General features: G+C 75.5%; 1 protein-coding gene. It reads right to left on the reverse strand.

Annotated features, from left to right (window positions below; genetic code table 11):
* Positions 1 to 32: 32 nt before the first annotated feature.
* Complete coding sequence (locus AB0O91_RS07050) at positions 33 to 10289, reverse strand: type I polyketide synthase (protein WP_363428743.1); 10257 nt, start codon at positions 10287 to 10289, stop codon at positions 33 to 35.
* Positions 10290 to 10299 lie beyond the last annotated feature (10 nt).

The raw sequence follows: 10299 nt of genomic DNA on the forward strand, positions 1-10299 counted from the left end.
GTGCCTTCCTGTGGTGAGGCCGGTGCGTCGGATCAGCGGTCGCCGAGGCGGCCGAGCTCGTGGTCGATGAAGGCGAGGACCTCGTCCGCGCTGGCCGCCTCGAGTCGCTCCGCGACGCCGTCCCCGGCATTCTGCGCGTCGGGGATTCGCAATTTCTCCAGCATTCGGCGCAGCCGGAGGGCCACCGCGTCCCGGGTCGCCACGTCGGTGTCGTCGCCCGCCAAGGCCTGGTCGATGCGGTCGAGTTCGCTCAGGAGGGCGGCGCCGTCCGCGGTCTCCCGCTGGTCCAGGAGGACGCCGAGCAGGTGTGCGGCCAGGACAGCAGGGGTGGGGTGGTCGAAGACCAGGGTGGCGGGCAGGCGCAGGCCGGTGACGGCGGTGAGGCGGTTGCGCAGTTCCAGGGCGGTGAGGGAGTCCACGCCCAGGTCGTGGAAGTCCCGCTCGGCTGCGACGGACCGGGCCGCGCCGTGGCCGAGGACGGCGGCGGCCTCTTCCCGGACCAGGCCCGTGAGGTGCCGCAGCCGTTCGCCCTCGCGCAGTCCGGCCAGCCGGGCCGCCAAGGCGGTCACCGTCCCGGTGCTGCCCCCTGCCGATTCCGCCACCCGGCGGGCGCCGCGGACCAGGCCGCGCAGCAGCGCGGGGACGGTGCCGGGCATCCTCGCCGGGCCGGCGGCGCGGCCGATCGGGACGAGGTGGGGTTCGTCCACGGCCATGGCGGCGTCGAGCAGGGCCAACCCCTGCTCCTCGGTCAGCGGCGGCACCCCGGCGGAACGGATCCGGTGCAGATCCGCTTCCGCCAGCGTCCCGGTCATCCCGGCCGTCGGCACCCACGCACCCCACCCCAAGGACTGCGCGGGCAAGCCCTGGTGACGACGCCGGCACGCCAGCGCGTCCAGAAACGCGTTCGCCGCCGCGTAGTTGCCCTGACCCGCACTTCCCAGCACACCCGAGATCGAGGAGAAGAGCACGAAGGCCTTGACCTCCTGCCCCGCCGTCAGCTCGTGCAGGTTCCACGCCGCATCGACCTTCGGCCGCAGAACAGCCGCGAGGCGCTCCGACGTCAACGCCGTCACCACACCGTCGTCCAGCACACCCGCCGCATGCACCACACCCGTGACCCGCCGACCCCGAAGCGCCTCGGCGAGCGCCACCCGATCCGCGACATCACAGGCCACCACCTCCGCCCGCGCACCCGACCCCGCCAACTCGGCCACCAGGTCGGCCGCCCCGCCCCGCCGACTCAGCAACAACAGGTCCCGCACCCCGTGCTCGACCACCAGATGCCGGGCGACCAACCGCCCCAGACCACCCGTACCACCCGTCACCACCACCGTCCCGTCCCCCCACCCGAAGGACGACCCACCGGGCCCGGCCACCCGCGCCAGCCGCCCGACCCGGACGACGCCCCGGCGGGTGACGAACTGGAAGTTGCCACCGGCCGGTTGGGCGGCGAGGACAGGGAGGGTGGCTGTGGTGTCCGCCTCCGCACCGACGTCGACGAGGGCGAAGCGGCCCGGGTTCTCCGTCTCCGCCGCCCGCACCAGGCCCCACACGGCGGCCCCGGCCAGGTCCACCACCTCACCCGGCACGCCCACCGCCCCCCGGGTGACGAACACCAGACGCGCACCCTCGAAACGCGGCTCGGCCAGCCACTCCTGCACCAGGCCCAGCGCCCACACCGTCGCGGCGTGCACCGCCTCCGGCCCGTCGTGACCGCCGGACACCGGCACGAGCACGACCTCCGGCACCTCCGCCCCCACGGCGCCCAGCTCACCGTCCAGGGTCACCGACCGGACCGGCCCGCCCTCCGACGGCGGCGCGTCCACCCAGTCCAGGCGCAGCAGCGCCCCGCCCGGCCCGACGGTCGTGGTGACGGCGGCCGGCGCGCCCAGTGTCAACGCCGCCGCCGACAGCACGGGCCCGCCCGCCGCGTCCACCACCTCCACGGACACCGAGTCCGCACCCGCTCGGGCGACCCGCAGCCGCACCACGGCCGCGCCGGTCGCGTGCAGGGCCACCTCCCGCCAGTCCACCGGCACCAGCCGCTCGCCGTCCTCCGATCCGAGCAGGCCGGCCGCCTGGACGGCCGCCTCCAGCAGCGCCGGGTGCAGCCCGTACGGCGCCGCGTCCTCGGCCCGGCCGGGCAGCACAGCCTCGGCGAACACCTCCTCGCCGCGCTGCCACACCGCCCGGAGGGTGCGGAAGGCCGGGCCGTGGTCCAGCGGGTCGTGGCAGCTGTCCGGCTCCACGGCCACTGCCTCGGCCGGGGGCCACACCGAGGCGTCGAAACCGCCGTCCCGGCCGCTCCCCATCGCGAGGGTGCCGGTGGCGTGGCAGGTCCACGGCCCCTCCGGCTCCCCTTCCGGCCGGGCGTAGCAGCCCAGCGGCCGCGTCCCGGCCTCGTCCGGGGCGCCCACCACCAGCTGGACCACCACGGCGCCGGCCTCGGGCAGCACCAGCGGCTCACCGGGCGTCAGCCGTTCGACCCGGTCGCAGCCGGCCTGGTCGGCGGCCCGCAGGGCCAGCTCCAGGAACCCGCCGGCCGGGAACACCACTGCTCCGGCCACCCGGTGGCCGCCCAGCCAGGGGTGCGCCGCCGGCGACAGCCGACCGGTCAGCAGCACGCCCGCCGAGTCGGCCGGGGAGACCACCGCCCCGAGCAGCGGGTGCTCGGCCGGTCGCAGGCCCGCGCCGGTCACGTCACCCGTCCGGGCGGCCGGGGCGGGCCAGTAGCGCTCGCGCTGGAAGGCGTACGTCGGCAGGTCGACGCACCGGGCACCGGTGCCGTCGAACAGCCGGGCCCAGTCGACCGGCACGCCGACCACGTGCAGCCGGGCGAGCGCGGTCAGCAGGGTGGCCTCCTCCGGGCGGTCCGGGCGCAGCGCCGGGACGGCGACGCGGTCGGCGCCCTCGTCGGGGTCCTGTCCGGGGTTCTGTCCTGGGTTCTGGTCGGGGTCCTGGTCGGGGTCCTGTGCGACGAGGGCCGTGAGCACGCCACCGGGACCGATCTCCAGGTGGTCGGTCGCCCCCGCCGCCCGGAGGGCCCGGAGGCCGTCGGCGAAGCGGACGGTCTCGCGGACGTGGCGCACCCAGTACGCGGGCGACGCGAAGTCCGCGCCGAGGGCGCCGGTCAGGTTGGAGACGAGCGGGAGCGAAGGGGCCTGGTAGGTCAGCCCGTTGAGAACGGTACGGAACTCGTCGAGCATCGGCTCCATCAACGGCGAGTGGAAGGCGTGCGACACCCGCAACCGGCTCGTACGACGGTCCGCGAAGTGCGCCCCGACCGCCGCGACGGCCTCCTCCGTGCCGGAGACCACCACCGAGGTCGGGCCGTTCACGGCCGCCAGCGCCACGAACTCGCCCAGCAGCGGCCGCACTTCCTCCTCCGAGGCCTCCACCGCCAGCATCGCCCCACCAGCGGGCAACGCCTGCATCAACCTGCCCCGCGCCGCCACCAACGCACACGCATCCGCCAGCGAGAACACCCCCGCCACATGCGCGGCCGCCACCTCACCGATCGAATGCCCCGCCACGAACTCCGGCTGCACGCCCAGCGATTCCACCAGCCGGAACAGCGCCACCTCCACCGCGAACAACCCCGCCTGCGCGAAGTCCGTCCGGTTCAACAACTCCTCATCGTCACCCCACACCACCTCCCGCACCGGCGCCTCGAACTCCGCACACACCGCATCGAACGCCGCCGCGAACACCGGGAACCGGCCGGACAACTCCCGCCCCATCCCCAGCCGTTGCGACCCCTGCCCGGAGAAGAGCAGGGCGAGCCGCCGCTCACCGGCCGTGCCCCGGGCCACCTCGACGCCGTCCAGCAGCACCGCCCGGTGCCCGAACCGCGACCGACCCGCCAGCGACAACCCCACATCCAGCGGCGAGCCGCCCAGTGCCACGCACCCGGCCAGTTGGGCATCCAGCGCGGCCACCGACTTCGCCGACACCACCCACGGCACCGCTCCCGGCACCACCGACGACTCCGCCGCCTCCGAGGCCTCCTCGGGCGCCTCCTCCACGATCACATGCGCGTTCGTCCCACTGATCCCGAACGACGACACCCCGGCCCGCCGGGGCCGCTCGCCGCCCGGCCACTCCCGCGCCTCCGTCAGCAGTTCCACCGCACCGGAGGACCAGTCGACGTGCGAGGAGGGCGTGTCCACGTGCAGGGTCTTCGGCAGCACGCCCGCGCGCATGGCCTGCACGGTCTTGATCACCCCGGCGACCCCGGCGGCGGCCTGGGTGTGCCCCAGGTTGGACTTCACCGAGCCCAGCAGCAGCGGGAGTTCGCGCTCCTGCCCGTACGTCGCCAGCAGCGCTTGCGCCTCGATCGGGTCACCCAGCGGGGTGCCGGTGCCGTGTGCCTCGACCACGTCGACCTCGGTGGCCGAGAGCCCGGCGGCCGCCAGGGCGGCCCGGATCACCCGCTGCTGGGACGGGCCGTTCGGCGCCGTCAGCCCGTTGGACGCACCGTCCTGGTTGACGGCGGAGCCGCGCACCACCGCCAGCACCGGGTGCCCGTTCCTCCGGGCGTCCGAGAGCCGCTCCAGCACCAGCACCCCGACGCCCTCCGACCAGCCGGTGCCGTCCGCCCCGTCCGCGAACGCCTTGCAGTACCCGTCCGAGGCCAGTCCGCCCTGGCGGGTGAAACCGAGGAAGCTCATCGGCGTGGACAGCACGGTGACGCCGCCCGCCAGGGCGAGGGTGCACTCATCGCTGCCGAGGGACTGCGCGGCGAGGTGCATCGCGACCAGTGAGGAGGAGCAGGCGGTGTCCACGGTGAGCGCAGGCCCCTCCAGGCCGAGGCAGTACGAAACCCGGCCCGAGATCACGCTGTTGGCCAGCCCGGTGCTGGCGTGGCCCTCGACCTCCTCGCGCGAGTTCATCACCAGCGAGGCGTAGTCCTGCCCGGTGGTGCCGACGAAGACGCCGGTCCGGGTGCCGCGCAGCGCCGTGGGATCGATGCCCGCCCGCTCGAACGCCTCCCAGGAGGTCTCCAGCAGCAACCGCTGCTGCGGGTCCATCGCCAGCGCCTCGCGCGGCGAGATCCCGAAGAAGCCCGCGTCGAACTCGCCCAGGCCGGTGAGGAAGCCGCCCCGCCGGGTGGCGCTGACGCCGTGTCCCGTACCGGCGCCGGTGCCCGTGCCGAACAGCGCGTCCAGGTCCCAGCCCCGGTCGGTCGGGAAGCCGGAGATGCCGTCGCGGCCCTCGCTCAGCATCCGCCACAGGTCCTCGGGCGAGGCGATCCCGCCGGGGAAGCGACAGGCCATCCCCACGATCGCCACCGGTTCGCCGGCCACCGGGGCCGTCGCGGTGGCCGGGACGGCCGGGGCGTCCGCGTCGCCGAGGAGCCCGTCGAGGAGGTGCGCGGCGAGGGCGTGCGGGGTCGGGTGGTCGAAGACCAGGGTCGCCGGGAGCCGGAGCCCGGTGGCGGTGGTGAGGCGGTTGCGCAGTTCGATCGCGGTGAGGGAGTCGAAGCCCAGGTCCCGGAACTCCCGTCCGGGGTCGACGGCCCGGCCGGAGGGGTGGCCGAGGACGGCGGCGGCCTCGGTGCGTACCAGGTCGAGGAGGTGGCGTGCCCGGTCGGCCGCGCGCAGCGCGTGCAGCCGGGCGGCGAGTTCGGCGCCCGCACCCGGGCCCGTACGGGCGGCGGTGCGGCGCCCGGCGGGCAGCAGGGCGCGGAACACGGTCGGCACGTCGCCGGGCGGGCGCGTTCCGGCGGCCAGTCGGCCGGTCGCCACCAGGTGGGGTTCGTCCACGGCCATGGCGGCGTCGAGCAGGGCCAACCCCTGCTCCTCGGTCAGCGGCGGCACCCCGGCGGAACGGATCCGGTGCAGATCCGCCTCCGACAACGTCCCGGTCATCCCGGCCGTCGGCACCCACGCACCCCACCCCAAGGACTGCGCGGGCAAGCCCTGGTGACGACGCCGGCACGCCAGCGCGTCCAGAAACGCGTTCGCCGCCGCGTAGTTGCCCTGACCCGCACTTCCCAGCACACCCGAGATCGAGGAGAAGAGCACGAAGGCCTTGACCTCCTGCCCCGCCGTCAACTCGTGCAGGTTCCACGCCGCATCGACCTTCGGCCGCAGGACAGCCGCGAGGCGCTCGGGCGTCAACGCCGTCACCACACCGTCGTCCAGCACACCCGCCGCATGCACCACACCCGTGACCCGCCGACCCCGAAGCGCCTCGGCGAGCGCCGCCCGATCGGCGACATCACAGGCCACCACCTCGACCTCGGCTCCCAGCTCCCGCAGTTCCTCCACCCAGGCGCCGAGGCCACCCCGGCGGCTCAGCAACAGCAGTTCCCGGACGCCGTGTTCGGCGACCAGGTGCCGGGCCAGGAGTCGGCCCAGGCCGCCGGTGCCGCCCGTGACGACCACCGTGCCGTCGCCCCAGCCGGAGGACGGCCCCTCGCCCGACACCCGTGCCAGCCGCCCGACCCGGACGACACCCTCCCGGACCACCACCTGCGGCTCGCCCACGGCCAGCACCTCAGCCAGGGGCAGGTCCCCGTCGGTGTCCACCAGCACGAAGCGGCCCGGGTTCTCCGTCTCCGCCGCCCGTACCAGGCCCCACACGGCGGCTCCGGCCAGGTCCACCCCCTCGCCCGGCGCACCCACCGCACCCCGGGTGACGAACACCAGACGCGCACCCTCGAAACGCGGCTCGGCCAGCCACTCCTGCACCAGGCCCAACGCCCACACCGTCGCGGCGTGCACGGCCTCCGGCCCGTCGTGACCGCCGAACACCGGCGCCACCACGACCTCCGGCACCCCGGCCGACAGCGCGGCCAGCGCGGCCGGCTTCCCGTCCAGGGTCACCGAGCGGACCTCCGCGACCCGGCCGAGCGGCGCCGCGACCCAGTCCAGCCGCAGCAGCGAACCGTCGACCGCGCGGGAGGCGGCGACCGGTTCGGCCAGCTCCACCGACTCCGCCGACAGCACCGGCTCCCCCGCCGCGTCCGCCAGGGCCAGCGCCAGCGTGTCCGCGCCCGTGCGCAGCAGCCGCGCCCGCACCACCGACGCCCCCGAAGCGTGCAACGACACCCCGCGCCACCCCACCGGCACCAACCCGCGACCGTCCGCCCCCACCACCGCCGACAACAGCGCCGGATGAAGCCCGAACCCCGCCGCCCCGTCCACCGCCTCCACCTCGACGAAGGCCTCCTCACCCCGCCGCCACAGGCCCTCGCCCTGCGCCACCGCACCGACCGGCGGCCAGACCGAGGCCTCGAAGTCGGCGGTCCGGGCTCCGGCGGTCAACAATCCGGTGGCGTGTTCGGTCCAGGGCTCGTCGAGGGAGCCGTCCGGACGCGCGTGGACGGTCACCGCCCGGGCCCCGGTCCCGTCCGGCGCACCCGCCCGGACCTGCACCGTCACGGCGCCGCCGGTGCCCAGCGGCAACGGTCGGCCGACGGTGAGCCGCTCGACCCGGTCGCAGCCGACGTGGTCGCCGACCCGGAGCACCAGCTCCAGGAACCCGGCCGCCGGGAACACCTCCGCGTCGGCGTCCCAGGCCGCCGTCCCGGGTGACAGCCGGCCGGTGAAGACCACGCTGTCCGTACCGGCCAGCGGCACCGCCGCGCCGAGCAGCGGGTGGTCCGCCGCCAGCAGTCCGACGGCCGCGACGTCCCCGGCGGGGCTGCCCGGGGCAGGCCAGTAGCGCTCGTGCTGGAACGGGTAGGTGGGCAGGTCGACGCGCCGGGCACCGGTACCGTCGAATAGCCGGGCCCAGTCCACCGGCACACCGGCGACGTGCAGCCGGGCCAGGCCGGTGACCAACGCGGGCTCCTCCGGCCGGTCCCGGCGCAGCAGCGGGACGGCGGGGGCGTCGGTGTCCTGGGCGAGGGCCGACAGGACGCCGTCCGGGCCGAGCTCGACGAAGGCCGTGGCGCCGGCCTTCCCGAGGGCGCGCAGGCCATCGGCGAAACGAACCGTCTCCCGGACGTGGCGCACCCAGTAGTCGGCCCCGGTCGTCCCGGTGACGAACTCACCGGTCAGGTTGGAGACCAGCGGGAGCGAGGGTGCCTGGTACGCAAGGCCGTTGAGGACCTCGCGGAACCCGTCCAGCATCGGGTCCATCAGCGGCGAGTGGAAGGCGTGCGACACCCGCAACCGGCTCGTACGACGGTCCGCGAAGTGCGCCCCGACCGCCGCCACAGCCTCCTCCGTACCGGAGACGACGACGGCCCGGGGTCCGTTGACGGCCGCGAGCGAAACGAACTCGCCCAACAGCGGCCGCACTTCCTCCTCCGAGGCCTCCACCGCCAGCATCGCCCCACCAGCGGGCAACGCCTGCATCAACCGACCCCGCGCCGCCACCAACGCACACGCATCCGCCAGCGAGAACACCCCCGCCACATGCGCGGCCGCCACCTCACCGATCGAATGCCCCGCCACGAACTCCGGCTCCACACCCAGCGATTCCAGCAACCGGAACAGCGCCACCTCCACCGCGAACAACCCCGCCTGCGCAAAGTCCGTCCGGTTCAACAACTCCGCATCCCCGCCCCACACCACCTCCCGCACCGGCGCCTCGAACTCCGCACACACCGCATCGAAGGCCGCCGCGAACACCGGGAACCGGCCGCACAACTCCCGCCCCATCCCCAACCGTTGCGACCCCTGCCCCGAGAACAGGAACGCCGTCGACCGCTCCGCCGCCACCCCGCGCGCCGGTTCGGCGCCGTCCAGCAGCACCGCCCGGTGGCGGAACCGCGACCGACCCGCCAGCGACAACCCCACGTCCAGCGGCGAGCCGCCCGCCACGGCCAGCCGGGCCAGCTGCGCGTCCAGCGCGGGCGCCGACTTCGCCGACACCACCCACGGCACCACCCCCGGCACCACCGACGACTCCGCAGCCTCCGAGGCCTCCGAGGCCTCCGGAGCCTCCGCCGGCGCCTCCTCCACGATCACATGCGCGTTCGTCCCACTGATCCCGAACGAGGACACCCCCGCCCGGCGCGGCCGCTCACCGCGCGGCCACTCCCGCGCCTCCGTCAGCAGCCGGACCTGCCCCGCCGACCAGTCCACCCGCCCGGACGGCGACTGCGCGTGCAGGGTCTTCGGCAGCACCCCGGCGCGCAGCGCCAGCACCGTCTTGATCACGCCCGCGACCCCGGCCGCCGCCTGGGCGTGGCCCAGGTTCGACTTGACCGAGCCGAGCCAGAGCGGCCGTCCGGCCTCCCGCCCCTGCCCGTACGTCGCCAGCAGCGCCTGGGCCTCGATCGGGTCACCGAGCGGGGTACCCGTGCCGTGGCCCTCGACCGCGTCCACGTCGGCGGCGGTCAGTCCGGCGTTGGCCAGGGCGGCGCGGATGACGCGCTGCTGGGACGGCCCGTTGGGCGCGGTGAAGCCGTTGGAGGCACCGTCCTGGTTGACGGCGGAGCCGCGCACCACCGCCAGCACCCGGTGCCCGTGGCGCCGGGCGTCCGACAGCCGCTCCAGCACCAGCACCCCCACGCCCTCCGACCAGCCGGTGCCGTCCGCCCCGTCCGCGAAGGCCTTGCACCGTCCGTCCGGCGCCAGCCCGCCCTGCCGGGAGAACTCCAGCAGCGCCCCGGGGGTCGACATCACGTTGACGCCGCCCGCGACGGCCAGCGTGCACTCGCCCGCCCGCAGTGCCTGGACCGCCCAGTGCAGGGCGACCAGCGAGGAGGAGCAGGCGGTGTCCACGGTCACCGCCGGGCCCTCCAGCCCGAGGGTGTAGGAGAGCCGTCCGGAGAGGGCGGAGGCGGCGATGCCGGTGCCGATGTCGCCGGTGGCGTCGGCCGTGGAGCGCACCAGCAGGTAGGCGTAGTCCTGGCCGTTGGTGCCCAGGAAGACGCCGGTGCGGCTGCCGCGCAGGGTCGTCGGGTCGAGGCCGGCCCGCTCGAAGGCCTCCCAGGAGGTCTCCAGCAGCAGCCGCTGCTGGGGGTCGGTGGTGACGGCCTCGCGGGGCGAGATCCCGAAGAAGTCGGCGTCGAACCCGGACACCGCGTCGAGGAAGCCGCCGCGCCGGGAGACCCGGGTGCCGCGCTCGTCCTCGCCGGCGTCCCGGAGGGCGGCGAGGTCCCAGCCGCGGTCCGACGGGTAGTCCCCGGTGGCGTCGGCGCCGTTCGCCACCAGCTCCCAGAGGTCCTCGGGCGAGCCGATCCCGCCCGGGTAGCGGCAGCCCATGCCGATGACGGCGACGGGTTCGGTGGCGGCGGCCAGCAGCCGGCGGTTCTGCTGTCGCAGCCGCTCGGACTCCTTCAGCGAGGACCGCAGCGCGGCGACTACCTGGTCATGGTGCGTGGTCATGGCTGCTCCG

The organism is Kitasatospora sp. NPDC089797 (genome assembly GCF_040684795.1).
Classification (GTDB): domain Bacteria; phylum Actinomycetota; class Actinomycetes; order Streptomycetales; family Streptomycetaceae; genus Kitasatospora.

Excerpts from the sequence above, each read along its gene's own strand:
- AB0O91_RS07050 (WP_363428743.1), bottom strand. The coding sequence starts at position 10,289 with ATGACCACGCACCATGACCAGGTAGTCGCCGCGCTGCGGTCCTCGCTG.